16 protein-coding genes are annotated in these 18,131 nt (G+C 46.1%); 6 read left to right on the top strand and 10 right to left on the bottom strand.

Annotated elements, in window-relative coordinates; genetic code table 11:
* Position 1: 1 nt before the first annotated feature.
* From rpoD to WJQ40_RS12590, 4 genes are all read right to left on the bottom strand, one after another.
* Positions 2–1,114: an RNA polymerase sigma factor RpoD gene (rpoD, locus tag WJQ40_RS12605; RefSeq protein ID WP_337540624.1), complete on the bottom strand. Its 1,113-nt coding sequence runs from the start codon at positions 1,112–1,114 to the stop codon at positions 2–4.
* Positions 1,115–1,152: 38 nt separating this feature from the next.
* Positions 1,153–2,931 carry a DNA primase gene (gene dnaG, locus WJQ40_RS12600; protein WP_262573542.1) on the bottom strand — a complete coding sequence of 593 codons (1,779 nt, stop codon included), beginning with the start codon at positions 2,929–2,931 and terminating at the stop codon, positions 1,153–1,155.
* A 45-nt stretch (positions 2,932–2,976) separates the two neighbouring features.
* A complete protein-coding gene (locus tag WJQ40_RS12595; RefSeq protein WP_337540621.1) occupies positions 2,977–3,981 on the bottom strand; it encodes a deoxyguanosinetriphosphate triphosphohydrolase in 1,005 nt (334 codons plus the stop codon).
* Positions 3,982–4,049: 68 nt separating this feature from the next.
* On the bottom strand, positions 4,050–4,976 hold the full coding sequence (locus WJQ40_RS12590) for an alpha/beta hydrolase (protein ID WP_262573545.1): 927 nt from the start codon (positions 4,974–4,976) through the stop codon (positions 4,050–4,052).
* Positions 4,977–5,048: 72 nt separating this feature from the next.
* On the opposite strand from WJQ40_RS12590, the gene WJQ40_RS12585 reads away from it, so the two are divergent.
* Both WJQ40_RS12585 and WJQ40_RS12580 read left to right on the top strand, forming a co-directional pair.
* Positions 5,049–6,386 carry an alcohol acetyltransferase gene (locus tag WJQ40_RS12585; RefSeq protein ID WP_262573546.1) on the top strand — a complete coding sequence of 446 codons (1,338 nt, stop codon included), beginning with the start codon at positions 5,049–5,051 and terminating at the stop codon, positions 6,384–6,386.
* A 16-nt stretch (positions 6,387–6,402) separates the two neighbouring features.
* On the top strand, positions 6,403–7,110 hold the full coding sequence (locus WJQ40_RS12580) for a DUF6320 domain-containing protein (RefSeq protein ID WP_337540618.1): 708 nt from the start codon (positions 6,403–6,405) through the stop codon (positions 7,108–7,110).
* A 36-nt stretch (positions 7,111–7,146) separates the two neighbouring features.
* Here WJQ40_RS12580 and WJQ40_RS12575 read toward each other — a convergent pair whose 3' ends face one another.
* A complete protein-coding gene (locus tag WJQ40_RS12575; RefSeq protein ID WP_337540616.1) occupies positions 7,147–8,373 on the bottom strand; it encodes an MFS transporter in 1,227 nt (408 codons plus the stop codon).
* Between the two features lie 285 nt (positions 8,374–8,658).
* Here WJQ40_RS12575 and WJQ40_RS12570 point away from each other — a divergent pair, with 285 nt between their 5' ends.
* The 3 genes from WJQ40_RS12570 to WJQ40_RS12560 all read left to right on the top strand — a co-directional run bounded on the left by WJQ40_RS12570 (position 8,659) and on the right by WJQ40_RS12560 (position 13,532).
* Positions 8,659–10,635: an oleate hydratase gene (locus tag WJQ40_RS12570; RefSeq protein ID WP_118797565.1), complete on the top strand. Its 1,977-nt coding sequence runs from the start codon at positions 8,659–8,661 to the stop codon at positions 10,633–10,635.
* 202 nt (positions 10,636–10,837) lie between these two features.
* Positions 10,838–12,442 carry an IS1182 family transposase gene (locus WJQ40_RS12565; protein WP_337540614.1) on the top strand — a complete coding sequence of 535 codons (1,605 nt, stop codon included), beginning with the start codon at positions 10,838–10,840 and terminating at the stop codon, positions 12,440–12,442.
* Between the two features lie 580 nt (positions 12,443–13,022).
* Complete coding sequence (locus tag WJQ40_RS12560; protein ID WP_337540612.1) at positions 13,023–13,532, top strand: DUF6512 family protein; 510 nt, start codon at positions 13,023–13,025, stop codon at positions 13,530–13,532.
* A 22-nt stretch (positions 13,533–13,554) separates the two neighbouring features.
* Here WJQ40_RS12560 and WJQ40_RS12555 read toward each other — a convergent pair whose 3' ends face one another.
* From WJQ40_RS12555 to WJQ40_RS12545, 3 genes are read right to left on the bottom strand one after another with little or no spacing between them, the layout of a single operon-like run.
* Positions 13,555–13,902, bottom strand: coding sequence for a hypothetical protein (locus tag WJQ40_RS12555; RefSeq protein WP_337403647.1), 348 nt, complete (start codon positions 13,900–13,902; stop codon positions 13,555–13,557).
* Between the two features lie 53 nt (positions 13,903–13,955).
* A complete protein-coding gene (locus WJQ40_RS12550) occupies positions 13,956–14,996 on the bottom strand; it encodes a hypothetical protein (protein WP_337540609.1) in 1,041 nt (346 codons plus the stop codon).
* A gap of 21 nt (positions 14,997–15,017) precedes the next feature.
* On the bottom strand, positions 15,018–15,479 hold the full coding sequence (locus tag WJQ40_RS12545; RefSeq protein ID WP_262573561.1) for a hypothetical protein: 462 nt from the start codon (positions 15,477–15,479) through the stop codon (positions 15,018–15,020).
* A gap of 55 nt (positions 15,480–15,534) precedes the next feature.
* On the opposite strand from WJQ40_RS12545, the gene WJQ40_RS12540 reads away from it, so the two are divergent.
* A complete protein-coding gene (locus tag WJQ40_RS12540) occupies positions 15,535–16,611 on the top strand; it encodes a protein kinase (protein WP_337540607.1) in 1,077 nt (358 codons plus the stop codon).
* A gap of 183 nt (positions 16,612–16,794) precedes the next feature.
* Here WJQ40_RS12540 and WJQ40_RS12535 read toward each other — a convergent pair whose 3' ends face one another.
* Together WJQ40_RS12535 and WJQ40_RS12530 are read right to left on the bottom strand one after the other, a co-directional pair.
* Positions 16,795–17,157, bottom strand: coding sequence for a VOC family protein (locus WJQ40_RS12535; RefSeq protein WP_118797563.1), 363 nt, complete (start codon positions 17,155–17,157; stop codon positions 16,795–16,797).
* Positions 17,158–17,174: 17 nt separating this feature from the next.
* Complete coding sequence (locus WJQ40_RS12530) at positions 17,175–17,903, bottom strand: MBL fold metallo-hydrolase (protein ID WP_262573569.1); 729 nt, start codon at positions 17,901–17,903, stop codon at positions 17,175–17,177.
* Positions 17,904–18,131 lie beyond the last annotated feature (228 nt).

The following is an 18,131-nucleotide window of genomic DNA, read 5'->3' as shown; positions in this document are numbered from 1 at the left end:
CTTAATCCAGATAATCCTTCAGCTTGCGGCTTCTGCTGGGATGGCGGAGCTTTCTTAGTGCTTTGGCCTCGATCTGTCTGATACGCTCCCTTGTGACATTGAACTCCTTGCCAACCTCCTCGAGGGTTCTTGCACGTCCATCATCCAGTCCGAAGCGGAGTCGTAAGACCTTCTGCTCTCTTTCTGTCAGTGTGCTGAGTACCTCTACAAGCTGCTCCTTCAGCAGGGTAAAGGCAGCGGCATCTGCCGGCACGGGCACGTTATCATCCTGGATAAAGTCACCAAGATGGGAATCCTCTTCTTCACCGATAGGTGTTTCCAGCGAAACCGGCTCCTGTGAGATCTTCAGGATCTCCCTGACTCTCTCAACAGGCAGGTTCATCTCCTCTGCGATCTCTTCCGGGGTAGGTTCCCTCCCAAGCTCCTGCAGCAGCTGTCTGGATACCCGGATCAGCTTGTTTATGGTTTCTACCATATGCACGGGAATACGGATCGTTCTTGCCTGATCTGCGATTGCTCTCGTAATAGCCTGACGGATCCACCAGGTTGCATAGGTGGAGAACTTGTATCCCTTCCGGTAATCAAATTTTTCAACAGCCTTGATCAGACCAAGGTTCCCTTCCTGGATCAGATCAAGGAACAGCATTCCTCTTCCCACATATCTCTTGGCAATACTGACAACAAGACGAAGGTTTGCCTCAGCCAGACGTTTCTTTGCTTCCTGGTCGCCCTGCTCCATCTTCTTGGCAAGCTCGATCTCCTCCTCGGCTGAAAGAAGCGGCACCTTACCAATCTCCTTCAGATACATCCTGACAGGATCCTCAATGCTGATACCATCCGGTACAGAGAGATCGAGGTTCTCCATATCCACTTCATCCTCATCAGAGAGAATGATCTCTTCATCATCCACATCATCATCCTCTGTGATACGCAGTACATCAACACCGTTCTGCTCCAGGGTTTCCATGATCTTGTCAAACTGCTCCTCATTCAGAGCCATGTCTGCGAAATAATCATTGATCTCCTGATACTCCAGAACATTCTTCTTTTTTTTGGCAACTGCTAAGAGGCCTTTCAGTTTCTCATCAAATTTTGCCTGTGTGTTTTCATCCATTATGGGTTTCCATCCTTCCTGAAAATATAGTAAAAGTATTAGCTTTCCTCTATGGAAATATGCGTTTTGTCAAGTTCTTCCAGTGCTTTTTTGCCCTCGATCACACCCTTTAACGCATTTACATCACTTCCTGAGCCAGCAAGATACTGTTCATAGCTGTTTTCCTTCACTGCAAGAACAATATCATGGAAGGCTTTTTCTCTCTCCTGTCTGTTCGAAAGCTGCGTGAGCTTCGTGCTGAACACCTCGGCAGCCATACGCTGCTCCTCTTCCTCCTCGAACATGCCAATGATCCCGGCAGGATCCATTGTCTTCTGTTCAAGCTGATCAAATAATTTCTCTGCCACCCTCCGGTAAAGTTCCTCGGTAAAGTCCTCTGGTGTAATAAATTTCTTTATCTTTGGATAAAGGGAGGGCATATCGGTGAGCCACGTCAGAAGCAGCCTCTGGCTTCTTCTGACGCCCTCTTCTGCTGTATTCTTCTTCCGTATTCCGGATTTTGGCCTTTCTACCGGCTGTGCATAGCCTGTCTGCATGGCATAGGAAAGCACCAGTCTGCGCAGATTTTCCACACTGATCTGATAGCGCTGTGCTACCGCCTGAATGTAATTTTCACGCTCTACCTCCTCTGAGAATCCGCAGAGCTTTCTTGCGATCTCCCGGTAAAATTTCGTCTTGGATTCCGGATCCTGCATGTTATAATCCTTCTGCAGCATCCTGATCTCAAAGAAAAAGGTATTCTCTGCCCCGTCCAGCCGCTTCTGAAAGGCCTCCTGACCGCAGTTCTTGATAAATTCATCCGGATCCTTATAAGGCTCCAGGTTCAGCACCCTTCCCGTCATCCCGGCTTCCTTCAGGATGCTGATGGCCCGCAGTGCTGCTGTCACACCAGCCCCGTCACTGTCATAGGAAAGGATCACCTCGTCTGTATAGCGCTTCAGCAGGGAAGCCTGTCCTTCTGTAAATGCCGTTCCAAGGGATGCCACTGCCTGGGAAAATCCCGCCTGGTGCATGGTAATGACATCCATATAGCCCTCACAGAGAATGATCTGGTTCTTCCGTGCCGTTCTTGCGATATTCAGTCCGTAAAGGTTCCGGCTCTTATCAAACACTGGTGTTTCCGGTGAATTTAAGTACTTTGGCTTACCATCCCCCATGACTCTTCCGCCAAAGCCGATGACCCTGTGGTTGATATCCTGGATAGGAAACATGACCCTGTTCCAAAACTTGTCATGGAAGCCAAATTTCTCATCAAAGGTGGCAAGCCCGGCATCCCGGATCACCTCATCCTCATAGCCTTTGCTTTTCAGGAATTTCACCAGATCATTACTGGTCATATTGGCAAAGCCAAGCCCGAACTTCCGGATCGTTTCATCTGACAGCTCCCTTTTCTTCAGGTACTGCCAGCCTGCCCTGCCGTTTTCACTGCGGAGCTGATGAAAGAAGTAGGTCGCTGCTTCCTTGTTTACCTGCAGGAGCCTTGCCCTTTTGTTCTCCTTCTTTCTGGTTTCCTCACTGTATTCTGCTTCCGGAAGCTGTATCCCTGCCTTCTTAGCCAGGAATTTCACAGCCTCCTGAAAGGTATAGTTTTCATACTGCATGACAAAGGAGATCACGTTTCCTCCTGCCCCGCAGCCAAAGCAGTAATAGATCTGCTTGCCTGGGGACACGGAAAAGGAAGGTGACTTCTCATTATGAAAGGGACACAGTCCAAAATAACTGCTCCCCTTTTTCTGCAGCTTCACATACCCGGAAACCACGTCCACTATATCATTTTTCATCCGTATTTCTTCGATTACTTCTTCCGGATAATACATGTAACCATCCCTGCTTCTCTGCGATCACACTGCTTCCTGTCCCTGTCAGATATGCCAGGATCTGGGAATATAGATCTCCTCATATTTAGCTATGGCAAAACGGTCTGTCATGGCTCCTATGTAATCGCACACTACTCTTTCTTCCGGTTCTCCCCGGTTGATCAGTCCGATCATATCCTCCGACAGGAGTTCCAGATGATGACGATAATAGCTGTAAAGGGTCTGCACCAGCATCTCTGCCTTTCCCTCTTCGCTCTTTGCTTCTTTATTCTTATAGACACGTTCAAACATAAAAGCTCGCAGCTTTTTCATGGCTTCCGCTACCGGCGATGACATCATGATGTCATCCTTCCCATAGCTGGTGCTTACGATATCATGGATGAAATGATCCAGCCTCTCCCCTGTGGTAAAGCCAATCACTTCTCCAATCTCCCTCGGCACATCTGCCTCTGTCAGGATCCCGGCACGGATCGCATCATCCATATCATGATGGATATAGGCAATCTTATCGGACAGTCTGACAATACGCCCTTCCAACGTCATGGGCATACCTGCCGTCTGGTGGTTCAGGATGCCGTCCCGTACCTCATAGGTAAGATTTAAGCCCTGTCCGCCCTTTTCCAGAATGTCTACCGTCCGTACACTCTGTTCATTGTGCTTGAAGCCGTAAGGGCAGACCGCATTCAGCGCCCTCTCTCCAGCATGTCCGAAGGGAGTGTGTCCAAGATCATGGCCAAGGGCAATCGCCTCCACCAGATCTTCATTCATCTGAAGAGCCTTGGCGATCGTCCTGGCATTCTGCGATACTTCCAATGTATGGGTAAGTCTTGTTCTGTAATGATCACCTTCCGGTGAAAGAAAGACCTGTGTTTTATCCTTCAGTCTCCGGAACGCCTTGCAATGAAGGATCCTGTCCCTGTCCCTCTGATAGACAGGACGGATATCGCACTGCTCCTCCGGATGGAGCCGTCCCCTGGAATCCCGGCTGTGTGCTGCGTAGGGACTTAAATTATCCTGTTCCAGCTGTTCCAGATTTTCTCGAATGTTCATATGCTTCCTCGTATTTCCTGTGTCTACTATAGATTATTCTGCGAAAGCTTCTGATTTCCTTTTTTATTTTAACGGCAGATGTCATAAATAAATTCAGCGCACTTTTCCATGGCCTCATAGGATACCTTTAAGGGTGACATCTGGAAAACGTGCCACATTCTTTTGTACACATTCATCCTGACAGACACATTTGCTGCAACCAGCTTCTTATGCAGTGACACAGAATCACTGAGCAGGATCTCATTATCCCCTGCCTGGATGTACGTAGGCGGAAAGCCTTCAAAATTTCCAAATAACGGAGAGATCAGCGGATCTGTCAGCTCCATGCCCGGTGCATAATTCTGGATCATTCTGTTTAAATAATCCTCATCCAGTACCGGATCTACTTCCTTCCTGCTTTCATGGCTCTTACCTGAGGAAGTCAGGTCTGTCCAGGGTGAAAGCAATACCAGTCCTCTTGGCAGGAGTCTTCCTTCCTCCTTTAGCTTCAGTGTCAGGGAAAGTGCCAGATTGCCGCCTGCTGAATCGCCTGCAATGATCACATCTCTTGCCCCATAACCATACAGCATCAGGTAATCCCATACCTTCAGCGCATCCTCAAGAGCTGCCGGATAGGGATTTTCCGGAGAAAGCCGGTAATCAAAGCAGAGCACATCCATGGAGGTAGACTGTGCGAGCTTGTCTGTCAGTGTCCTCGCATAGATCCTGCTGCCAGTTGAATATCCGCCGCCATGGCAGTACAGGATCACGTACTTTTTCATATGGACGCGGTTGGCACATACCCACTCGGCTTCCATGTCCTTTATCTTTACCGGTGTGATCAGCACATCCTTCTGATTGCCAAGAAGTGCTCCCACCTGGTTCTGGGAATGTCTGTGCTTCTCTATATCAGGATCATCTATCATACCATGTACCTTCCGGATCAGATTCATCATCCGGAAATTCACATTTTCTTCAGATAATCTGATATTTTTTCTTTTTTCTCCTGCTGCCATAAATTTTTCTCCTTCTTTTAAGCTTTTGTGGTAGAATTAGCATAATATGAAAATAGTCAGGAGTCTATACCTTTGAACAAAGAAACTACTACAGCTTCACATACAGCTCCATCACAGGAAAGAAAGCATACCGCAGGTGCCGCCAAAAAGATCTGGTACCGGCTGGATCTTTCTGCTATCGTCTACCCGACCCTGCAGCGCAGGGACTTTTCTTCCGTCTACCGGCTTTCTGTCGTACTGAAGGAGCCCATACGTCCGGATATCCTGCAGCAGGCTGTGGATGCCAGCCTTGTCCGCTTTCCTACCTATAAGACTGCCATCCGTAAAGGGCTTTTCTGGCGGTACTTAGAACCCAATAAGCGGCCAGGTCCCTTTGTCCGGGAGGACATCCGGAATTTCTGTATGCCCATGCCCTTCAAGGCCGGGAACCGGTATCTGATCCGTATCTACTATTATAACTGCCGGATCTCACTGGAGGCTCATCACAGTCTCGGCGATGGAAGCGGCGGCATGTATGTGCTGCAGACCATCACAGCCGAATATCTGCGGCTTCTCGGGCACCAGATCGACTGCGGTTACTTCGTAAAGGATATCCACGAAACGCCGCCTGCCGAAGAGTTCGAGGATGCCTATATGCGCTATGCCAATTCAAAGCTCTGCCCGAAGCGCACCGGTGCAAAGGCCTACCGTGTACGCGGTACCAAGGAGCCTTTTTATACCTTCCATGTCATTGACGGCATCATGTCCGTTTCTGAAGTCATGAAGGTTGCCAAAAGCTATCAGGCATCCCTGACAGAATACCTGAACGCTGTACTCCTTTATGCCCTGCTTCAGAAGCAGAAGGATGACCACCCGCTTCACTTAAAGCCGGTAAAGATCGCCATGCCGGTAAACCTGCGCCGCTTCTTTCCGTCAAAGACCCTGCGCAACTTTATTACCATGATCTATCCCGGTGTGGATCCAAGGCTTGGAGAGTACAGCTTTGATGAGATCGTCAGTCAGGTGCATCACTATATGCGCTATTATATTAACGAAAAGTTCCTGCGTGGTGATATCACTACAAATGCCAATACCAAGCGCAATCCCCTGATCCGCATCACACCGCTTTTTATCAAGGATTACGTGGTGAAGCAGTTCTATTCCCGGATCCAGGACAAAAGCTCCTCTGCCGGACTTACCAACATGGGAGCTATCAGGGTTCCTGAAAATATGGAGCCTTATATTGACCGCATGGATATTTATATGGGACAGCCCTTTTCCTCCAGAACCAACTGTGCTATCGTCAGCTTCGAGGATACCCTTACCATCAACTTTGCAAGCTGTATCGTAGAAGCAGATGTGGAACGGTACTTTTTCCGTAAGCTGGTGCAGGACGGAATCCATGTAAAAATAGAAAGTAACCGTTTTTAAACGAAAGGAGTTTTTCATGTCATACTGTGTAAACTGCGGGGTGGAGCTGGACAGTTCCCTGGATCATTGCCCCCTGTGCAATACCCCTGTCATCAATCCAAATGAACTTAAGAGGATCGCAGATGCCGTTCCTCCCTTCCCGGAGCAGCGGGGAGAGGTGGATACTGTAAAGCGCCGGGATTTTACCCTTCTGATCGGCATTATCCTGACAGCTACCAGTGCCAGCTGCCTTTTATTAAATCTCCTTGTTTTTACCGGCAGCCTCTGGTCCCTTTTTATCATCGGTGCCTGCCTGCTGCTCTTTATCGTGCTGCTTCCGGCGATCACCACGCTGCATCTGCCCATGTACTTATCTCTTGCCCTTGATGGTGCGGGTATTGCCTTTTACCTGTATCTGATCAGCTTTACGACCACGGATCAGCACTGGTTCTTTGCCCTTGCGGTTCCCATTGTTGGATTATGCACGATCCTCTGTGAAATATTTGCGATCCTGATGAAGCATTTCCGGGTATCCTATCTGACGACAACGCTTTACTTTTTCGTAGAGACCGCTCTGCTTTGCATGGGGCTTGAGCTTCTGATCGAGCATTTTTTCACAAAACCCATGCGGCTTACATGGTCTGCTATCGTCCTGACTGTGTGTGCTGTGATCTCCATTACACTGCTGACGATCCTGTCAAGGCAGCGGCTCCGGGAAGCTGTAAGAAGGCGGCTGCATTTTTAATATGCAGTCCTTTCCCAAAAACAATTTCTATTCTGTCTACTCCGTGCCGGATCCATTTTGGATCCGGTTTAATTTTTCTGAGGTCAATACCATCAGCACCTCAAACACAAGCAGAAATACCGGATACAGCCAGATGCCGATCCTTGCTGCCAGTGTTCCGAACAGCGGCGGCATAAAGGTACTTCCGACATAGGCACAGGCCATCTGAATGCCGATCAGCGCCTGAGAATTCTCCTTGCCAAAATAAAACGGCGTAGAGTGGATGATCGCCGGATAGACAGGTGCACAGCCAAATCCAATGATCACCAGTCCAAGGAGCGCCGGCGTCGTCACCGGAAACGGGATCAGCACAAGCAGAATACCGGCTCCGACAATACCACCTCCCAGTCTGATCAGTGCTTTGTCTCCCATCCTGTCTGCCACAAATCCGCACAGGAATCTTCCTACTGTGATTCCCAGATAAAAGAAGGAAGCGAATTTTGCTGCCTTCTCCGGTTCCATCAGAAGGTACTGCACCAGATAGCTGCTGGCCCAGAGTCCTGTGGTCGTCTCCATGGCAGAATAGGCAAAGAAGGTGATCAATATGTACGGTGCACCCTTGATCCGCAGGATCTCCCGGAAGCTCAGCGCCTTTGAGGATGCGGCTTTAGTCTGATCTGTCTGGATCTGCTCTGCTTCTGCACCCTTCGGCTCTATTCCTCCCTCTTTTTCATCCGTCCGGGATTTCCAGAGCGGCAGGCTGATAAACAGGATCGACATGATCACGATCTGGATCATGGATACACTGAAGTACCCCCGGCTCCAGCCAAGCCCTTTTCCAAGGCAGAAGCCCATGATATATGGACTTGCCGCTGCCCCGACACCCCAGAAGCAGTGAAGCCAGCTCATATGCCTGGAGGAATAATGAAGTGCCACATAGTTGTTCAGTGCCGCATCCACTGCGCCGGCGCCAAGACCATAGGGAATCGCCATAATGCATAATAGGTAAAAGGAATCTGATACCGAAAACCCAAACAGGGCTCCTGCTGTCAGAAGGACACTGACCGCTGTCACCAGTCCTGCTCCGAATTTCCTTGTCAGTCTGTCTGAAAAAAAGCTGGAAACGATGGTTCCCGCTGAAATGATCATGGAAATGATCCCCGCATAGGAGAAGGGAACCTGCAGCTGTGTATACATTGTCGGCCAGCCGGACCCAAGAAGTGCATCCGGAAGTCCAAGGCTGATAAATGCCAGATAAATCACAGCAAGTAATAAAGAATACATACTAAAAGATCACCATCAGCAGCATTTTAAGCTGCTCCTTTCCATAAGCTTCATCTGATTCATTTTGTTTCTCTCAACTAAAATCAATATTTTTCCCAGTCCGGCAATTATACTACCAAACCTCCATCTTTGGCAATTTTTTTACAAAATAGACTCAATGATAAAATTTTTATCACTCCCTGTTTTTTGCTGATTGGAATTCCCTCAAAAAACACATACTATAAGTTCACAGAAACAAAAAAGCAGCTTTAAATCTATCGGATAAAGAGAAAGGTGGTTTTTATTATGTCAGGAAAGAAAAATATTTCACTTGGACTGGCAGCTCTTGCCGCAGGTGCAGGCGCTGTAGCCATTGCATCAAAGGGCCGCAAGGCAGGCGCTGCAAAAAAGCAGAGAACAGCATCTGTTGCTGCTGCCAAAAAGGAATACCGTAATACCGAGCTTGGCAGGTATGACAAGAACAGTAAAGGAATTTATTATTCCAATGGTAACTACGAGGCCTTTGCAAGACCGAAGAAGCCCGATGGCGTAGACGAAAAGAGCGCTTACATCGTAGGAAGCGGACTTGCTTCTCTTGCAGCAGCATGCTTCCTTGTAAGGGATGGCCAGATGGAGGGAGATCATATCCATATTCTTGAGGCTATGGATATCGCCGGCGGTGCCTGTGATGGTATCTTTGATCCTTCCAGAGGCTATGTCATGAGAGGCGGCCGTGAAATGGAGAACCATTTCGAGTGTCTGTGGGATCTGTTCCGCAGCATTCCTTCCCTCGAGATTCCCGGTGCTTCTGTCCTGGATGAATATTACTGGTTAAATAAAGAGGATCCCAACTACTCTCTCTGCCGTGCAACCGAGAACCGTGGCCAGGATGCCCATACAGACGGCAAGTTCAATCTGAGCCAGAAGGGCTGCATGGAGATCATGAAGCTGTTCATGACAAAGGACGAGGATCTTTATGACAAGACTATTGAAGATGTTTTCGATGAGGAAGTATTTGATTCTACCTTCTGGCTATACTGGAGAACCATGTTTGCTTTCGAGAACTGGCACAGTGCCCTTGAAATGAAGCTCTATTTCCAGAGATTCATTCACCATATTTCAGGGCTCCCTGATTTCAGTGCACTGAAATTTACCAAATATAACCAGTATGAGTCCCTGATCCTGCCCATGCAGAAATATCTGGAGGCTGCCGGTGTTGACTTCCAGTTTAATACTGAGGTTACCAACGTTATCTTTGACATCAAGGATGACAAGAAGGTTGCCAAGGCCATCGAATGCAAAGTAAACGGTGTGGAAAAGGGTATCGTCCTTACCGAAAATGACCTGGTATTTGTTACCAATGGAAGCTGCACAGAGGGCACTATTTATGGTGATCAGAACCACGCTCCCAACGGAGACGCTGAGGTTCGTACCAGCGGCGTTTGGAGTCTCTGGAAGAATATCGCCGCACAGGATCCATCCTTCGGACATCCTGAAAAGTTCTGTTCCGATGTTTCCAAGACCAACTGGGAATCCGCAACTGTTACTACACTGGATGACAAGATCATTCCTTATATCACCAATATCTGCAAGCGTGATCCCAGAACCGGCAAGGTTGTTACCGGCGGCATCGTAAGCTGCAAGGATTCCAGCTGGCTGCTGAGCTGGACGATCAACCGTCAGGGTCAGTTCAAGACTCAGGACAAGGAAAAAGTCTGTGTATGGGTATATGGTCTGTTTACAGATGTACCCGGTGACTATATCAAGAAGCCCATGAAGGATTGTACCGGTAAGGAGATCACTGAGGAGTGGCTGTATCACCTTGGTGTTCCGGTAGAGGAAATCGCTGAACTGGCTGAGCACAGTGCAGTCTGCGTACCGACCATGATGCCTTACATTACCGCATTCTTCATGCCAAGAGCTGCCGGTGACCGTCCTGATGTCATCCCGGATGGCTGCGTAAACTTCGCATTCCTTGGCCAGTTTGCACAGACTCCAAGAGATACCGTATTCACTACAGAATATTCTGTCAGAACCGCTATGGAAGCTGTTTACGGCCTGCTTGGTGTTGACAGAGGTGTTCCGGAGGTATGGGGCAGCGTTTATGATATCAGAGAGCTTCTGGACAGCAGTGTCAAGCTGATGGATGGTATGTCTCCTCTGGAGATCGAGCTTCCCGGCCCGTTAAATGCACTGAAGAAGCCTCTGCTCCATGTAGTAAAGGGTACTGTCGTAGAGAAACTGCTCCGTGACCACAATGTGATCAAGGACGGTATGATGTAAATAAGATATTGGCTTTATGGGTTGGCTGGCAGATTACTCTGCCAGCCAGCGTCCAATTTTTCTCAATCACCCGTAAAAGGGGCTGTTGCAAAATAGATGAGTAATCATCTATGGAGCAGCAGCTCCTTTTTGTGCCAAAAAGTTTGTGCCAAAAATGAAAAAGCAGGCTCCGAAGAACCTGCCATTCATGGTATAATAAATTATGACTAGTAAAATAAAATACCAAAAAAATTATACCGAATTCAACGAAACTTATCAACTGGTTTTGCCATTAAGTTTAGAAGGTTTTGTCCCAGATGACGATTCTGTCCGGCTGCTGAGCCATGAGCTTGAGGAACTCGATTATACTTTATTGTATAAGGCTTACTCTTCCAAAGGAAGAAATCCTGCGGTGGATCCGAAGACCATGTTCAAAATCCTGACCTATGCTTATTCCCAAAACATCTATTCTTCCCGGAAAATCGAGCAGGCCTGCCGCAGGGATATCAACTTTATGTGGCTGCTTGCTGGGCAAAAAGCTCCGGATCACAGCACAATTGCACGCTTCCGAACCGAATTCCTTGCGGATGCCTGCGAAGACCTGTTTTATCAGATGGTACGCCGCCTGAAAGATGCGGAAGAATTATCCACAGAAACCGTTTTTATTGATGGAACAAAACTGGAGGCTTGCGCCAATAAATATACGTTTGTCTGGAAGAAATCTGTAGGAAAATGGGAAGAAAAAATGTTTCATAAGATTCAGGAAGCTGTAAGGCTTCTGAATCATGATTATATGCAGTCTTTTACTGTAAATGCGGAATCCAGAGCGCAGGATCTGCAAAAAATCTCTAGCTATCTGGAAGAAAAATGCCAGCAGGATGGAACAGAGTTCGTCTATGGACGTGGCAGACGAAAAAGCAAAAATCAGAAATATCTGGAGCTTTTCCAAAGGTTCCGGGAACGGCAGGTGACCTACAACTGGCATACGGCCAGCTTCCAGGGAAGGAACAATTATTGTAAGACCGATCCGGATGCAACATTTATGCACATGAAGGATGACCATATGCGGAATGCCCAGTTGAAACCGGGATATAACATACAGATTGGGGCAGACAGCGAATACATTGTATCGGCAGATGTATTTCAGGACAGAAATGATGTCTGGACACTGGTTCCATTTTTAAAGATGATGGATGAAAAACTGGGGTTTCGTTATCCAAGCGTCACGGCTGATTCCGGGTATGAAAGTGAAGAAGGATATACTTATCTGCGTAGTTCAGGTCAGAAGCCGTATATCAAGCCCCAGACCTATGAAAAATGGAAGAAACGTAGTTTTAAACAGGACATCAGTAAACGTGAAAATATGGGGTATGATAAGGAGACGGACACATATACCTGCCATGCCGGTAAAAAGTTGAAAGCTCTTTTCGTAAAGAAGCAGAAAAGCAAAAGTGGCTATGAATCGGAAGTAACCGTGTATGAATGCGATGATTGCACCTATTGTCCCCATAAGGAAAAATGTACCCGTGCGAAAGGGAATAAACGGCTGTATATTTCAAAAAGCTTTCTGGAGAAGCGTCAGGAATCATACGAAAATATCCTGAGCGAAACCGGGATCCAGTACCGGATGAACCGTTCCATACAGGTGGAAGGGGCATTCGGAGTTTTGAAAAATGATTATGAATTCCAGAGATTTCTGCTCCGGGGAAAAACCAAAGTAAAACTTGAGATTCTTTTGCTTTGCATGGGGTATAATCTGAATAAACTGCATGCAAAAATCCAGAAGGGGCGAACCAGAACGTATTTATTTGAAGTACAGTCAGCCTAAAATATGTAAAAAAAACAAAGGCTTATTAAAGTACGGCAAAAAACCGGGATGAAATCCAGAAAAATAGATTTCATCCCGGTTTATGTCTATAACGGCAGAGGCTGCCACTCAATCATCTATTGTTGATGATTTTGCGACAGCCCCTTTTTGTCAGTTTGTCTGCCTCATCGGGGCATCTGACTCTTTTTCTCTTTCCTGTGCCCCGTTTATTCTTTCTCACTGCTCTCTTTTTCTATTCCCGGGGCACCACACTCACAATTCTCTTCTCATGCCCCGCTTTTTGGTACTTTTCTCAACTTTTCTATGCTTTCTCACAATTTTCTCGGTTTTTCGGGGCATCTGACTCTTTTTTCTCTTTCTATGCCCCGTTTATCCTTTTTCACTGCTCTCTTTTTCTATTCCTGGGGCACCACACTCACAATTCTCTTCTCATGCCCCACCGCATGCGAAACCACAACATAGTAGTGATAAAGCATGCTTATTGCTCATTCTAATCCTGTAACTGTTTTTGCTGAAATGAGAAACCATATGTGCTCACGCAAAATGTATCTTTTTACTGTAAGCTTCATATACTGCTTCTATGAATCCTTTAAAACGTTTTACTCTCATTGGAATAATTTTTGTTCTGGTCACCGGAAGTCTTGCTCATTTTGTGTATGACTGGTCTTTGCAGAACTTCATCATCGGCTTTTTCTTCCCGGTCAGTGAATCTACCTGGGAGCATATGAAGCTTATCTTTTTTCCCATGCTTCTCTATGCCCTTTTCCTGTACAGCAGGCTGAAAGAGGACTATCCCTGCCTCGCTTCGGCACTGCCTGCCGGCATTCTCTCCGGCACTTTCCTGATCCCGGTACTGTTTTATACCTATTCCGGAATCCTCGGCAAAAATTATATGGCACTTGATATTACTACCTTTGTAATTGCCGTTCTGGTCGCTTTCATCCGGACATACCGCCTTACTCTGTCCTGCAGGGGAGTTCCCTTTCTGATCCCGCTGTGGACAGCTGTCATTATTACTCTGGTGTGCTTCCTCCTGTTCACCTATCTGCCGCCGGATCTTGGCTTATTTGTGTCACCGGTTCCTGGATGATTCAGCATTATCATGTCCGTTTCTATCTGTTTTTCACCATTGCTATCACAGCAAGAATTGCATTCAACAGGCACCAGAAAGACCAGATTACAAGATCACTGTAATTTCCATGTCCTGCCAATCCTATAAGTGCGGCCAGTCCAAAAAGAATCAAAATCGCTATATTTCCACCATTCCCGATTGCATTTCTGGATGCTATTGACACAATTCCACCTGCCAGCATCAGTATTCCAACCAAAATTCCAGCAGAACCAGATGATCCCCCATTTGCTTCCATTGCATTTACCATGCCTGCGGCACAGGACTGCAGTGCTACAATAAAAAATAAAATAATTGACAAAACTCCTGATACTAACTTCCATGTTTTCATGCTCTTTTCTCCTTCTCACAGTACCTTGCAGGTACTGCTTTCTCATATTATTTTTACTGTGTATTTATTCTGACTGGCGATGTATCCACAATCGTTCCATACGTATTGCTGTCGTAGATATGAAGCGAAAAATCAATCCATTCTACCCTTGTGATCCCATTTTCTTCCAGATCCGAAGAAAAAATAGTAATATCATCAATAGATTTTCTTCCACTATAGATCGTACTCGCCAGAAGTGGTGTCATCATATAATCATTAACTGAAAGATCTTTACAGGAAACTCCTATATTTCTTCCCGAGTTATTTTCTATATATAGCAGCACTGCTGTACCCCAGAAACTGTTTTCATCCACTTCTTTTCCGACGATCCTGATTCCTCCTGCATTATACAATTCCTTTCCCATGTCATTTGGTGTACTGTCCATATAATCATAAGCTGAAGTTTTAATTGTTACGCATTCTGAATCATAAATATTATCCCACGAATCGCTGTCGTAAATATGGAAATATATCTCTATTTTCCCGATCATTTCTATTCCTGCTGCCTTCAGTTCACCGCTCAGGAAATAGACTGTTGACTGATCCTTCTTTCCGTCTGCTACAGTTACCGCAAACAGATCAGAAATCATATAGTCATTGACAATCAAGGCTGTACATCCTACTGTCACATTGCGGCCCGAATGGTTTTCTATTAAAATCTGAATTCCATCACCCCAAAAGTCATCCGTCACATATTTCTGCGCTGTTATAGTCACTCCGCTCTGATCCAGTAAAAGCTGTGGTTCAATGCTTACAGGTCCACTTTTATTTCCTGCCTTGTTTTCTCCTCCGTTTTCTGAACTTCCAGTGTCAGCAGACTGCCCATCTTTTTCAGATTTGTTCTCGGTCTGCACTGCACTGTTTCCTTCGATACTTCCATCTCCCACATCTAAAGCTTCTGCCGTTACTACGGCATCTGACCGCTTCCCGGCTTCCTGTATTTGTCTGTTATGACTCCACATTGTAATTGCACCAAGAATCACACCGGCAAAGACAACTCCTGAAACGGCCACTAGGCCTGCCATAACCGCTACTGCTTTTCCTTTATCTCCCATAGTAAATCCCCCCTTTCTTTCTTATTCACTGAACCCGCTTGTACGCAGTGGTTCCAGACCATTACGCTTCAGCAGTTCATTTACATCAATAATGCTGCCAGGTCTTTCATTAAATATGATCATCAGCAGCGCATCTCTTGGCATTTTGGCATATAATTGCGGCATTTCGTATTTTTTCAGTGCCTCCTGTGTCTCCTCCAGTGTCAGCTCCGCTGCATAACAGATCCTCAGGATCGTATCCCTCTGCTTTGTATGCTTTTCTCCTGACAATATCTTGTACCCATATCTTTCCGGAATATCTGCTTTCAGAAAAACCATCTGCTGTGTCATCTTTTTTTCCCTGAATATGTTTTTCATATACACCGGAAAAGATTCCTGTTCCGTCATCATGCTTTCCCTGTTATTTTCATAAAATATGGCAAAATCTTTTGTATGGGCACCCTCCAGAATATTCTCCAGTTCCCGTGTATTTTTTTTACGCATAAAATTCTCCCATCTGGTATAATAAATATAATTTATGTCAAAGGAGTTTTATCCTATGGATTTTAAAAACCAACTGTTCCTTTCCTGTTATCATAATATCACAGCATTAAACGAAGAACATCACGTGTACCTTGTCCGTCGCAAAGAGACAGACAAACTATATGTAAGAAAATTTCTTACCAGATACAATCTCTCTGTATTTCAGGCTCTTAAAGATCCCCCAATTACCGGAGTGCCAAGAATCATAGAATTGCAGGAAACCAACAATATTCTTACTGTAGTAGAAGAATATATCTCCGGTGATACTCTACAGGATAAAATAGATTCCGGATGTCTTTCTGAAACTGCCATTTACCATTATATTTCCGAGCTCTGCACGATCCTTCAAAAACTCCATTCCCTGAATCCCCCAGTCATTCACCGTGATATCAAACCATCAAATATTGTCATCACCGCTTATGACCATGTTGTGCTTCTGGATTTTAATATCGCAAAATACTATACAGAAGGGCAGATTTCAGACACTGCACTTCTCGGGACCCAGGGATATGCTGCTCCCGAACAGTACGGCTTTGGTTCTTCCTCGCCCCAGACAGATATTTATGCCATTGGTATACTTCTTGGTACACTAAATACTTCTCTTTCCGTACCATCTCACAAATTTGATTCTGTCATTGATACCTGTACACAACTGGATCCTGCCAGAAGGTTTTCTTCCGTTACACAGTTGCAGAAGAAGCTTTCCCGTCTGTCCATTTCCGAGCCGGATGAAAATTCATCTACTTACACAAAAAAACGTTTTTCCATACTCCCGCCCGGTTTTCGTACTCTTACACCATGGCATATGCTCATCGCCATTCCCGTTTATCTTATGGTGTTCTGGCTGTCTCTGACGCTGACCTCCAAAACTGTCAGCAGTTTTTCTGCTCTTATTGCAGAAAAGATTTTTACGCTGCTGATTTTTCTTTCTGTCATTGCCGGAAGCTGTAACTATATGTGCATCCAGAAATTCATACCTCTTTGTAGTTCTTCTAACAGACTGGCCAAACTGATTGGAATCCTGCTACTTGACTTTGCTCTTGTATTCATTTTACTTCTTCTGATGGTAATGGTCTCCAATCTGCTTGCCTGAAATTTATATCATCTGTTTTTCTTTCGTGCTCATTATAGCATTCTTTTTTCTGCTATGTTGCCACCGTTACGGTGGCAATCTTCTATCCCCTTTTCCACGCAAATAAGGCCGGAAATCCCTGTAGACTCCCGGCCATAAATCTGATATCTTTTATTCATAAACAACGGTTATCCGCCTGTCTTCTTACCTCTCCGGTACGATCTCAAGCCAGTATCCGTCAGGATCAGTAATGAAGTAAATTCCCATCTCCGGATTTTCGAAGCAGATACATCCCATTTCCTCATGAAGCTTATGGGCTGCTTCAAAATCGGCTGTCCTGAATGCCAGATGGAATTCGCACTCTCCAAGATCATAGTTCTGGGGATGATCCTTGACAAAAGTCAGCTCCAGCTCAAAATCACTCTCTGCATTTCCCACATAGGCAATAATAAAGCCTTCTCCGTTAATCCTTCTTTTTTCTGTAAGTCCAAGTGCTTTTTCATAAAAAGCAAGGGATCTGTCCAGATCTGCCACATTATAGTTCTCGTGTACCATTTTAAATTTCATATTCTGATTCCTTTCCTTTAAGCTTTTTCCTTCCCGGCTGTCTCCGTATCCTGTATGATCCCGGTGTATTCCGGATATTCCCGGAGAAACTGCCCGATCACATCACTGTTTCCCCAGTAATGCATGGGATATACCTGCTTTACCGGAATCTTCTTCAGAAAATACAGCAGACCTCTGTCATAATCCTTTTCCTGCCTCGGATCCAGGGGTACAAAAGCAAGATCCACTGCCGGTATTCCCTTATCCTGCAGCAGGCCGGCGATCAGATTGATCTCATGCCGGTAGCTTCCTGTCATCTGGCGGTTATCCCTTTCCGGTTCCCCTTCCCAGACCCAGTCATTCAGATCCCCCGCATGATACAGCACCCCTTCCGGACACGTGAGCAGGAATGCCACTCCTTCATCTGTGGAATGAAAGGTATACAGCTTTGTCTCACAGGGCAGTCCATAAGCTCCATTAAAATTCACAGTCACAACAGACAGATTTCCTCTGTAAGCTTCTGCATCCGGATACTTTTTCCGGGAAATGTCCTTCGAAAGAACCGCTGTCACCTGCTCCATCCCCATTTCCTGCAGCAGAGTAAATATCTCCGGATTGTAATGATCCGGATGCCTGTGGCTGGCAAATACAAAAATGGGCTTTTTACAGTCAAGCTGTGGCAGTTTCTTCCTATAATAATCAAACAGATAATAACACCTCCCGGTCTCCACCAGAAAGCCGCTGTGGTCAATGTATGATACCTTCATGTCCTTCATCCTTCCGCTCTGCATACGCCACATGGCATGCAGGGATTCTGTATTAAGAGTACACCATGCTGGCACCACAGGCAAGAAGAAAAACGGGATCTGCAGCTCCTTTCGGTTCTGCAGATCCAGAGACAAATTGTCAAGGACTTTTTAATCAAATTCACAAAAAATCTACAAAAAAGGTGCCAGAAGCACCGTATGGCTCCTGACACCTCGTTTGATAGATTA

Source organism: Suilimivivens sp. (assembly GCF_037359455.1).
Lineage (GTDB): Bacteria > Bacillota > Clostridia > Lachnospirales > Lachnospiraceae > Suilimivivens > Suilimivivens aceti.
The sequence above is the reverse complement of the archived record's forward strand: the minus strand, read 5'-3'. Positions and strand labels throughout refer to the sequence as shown.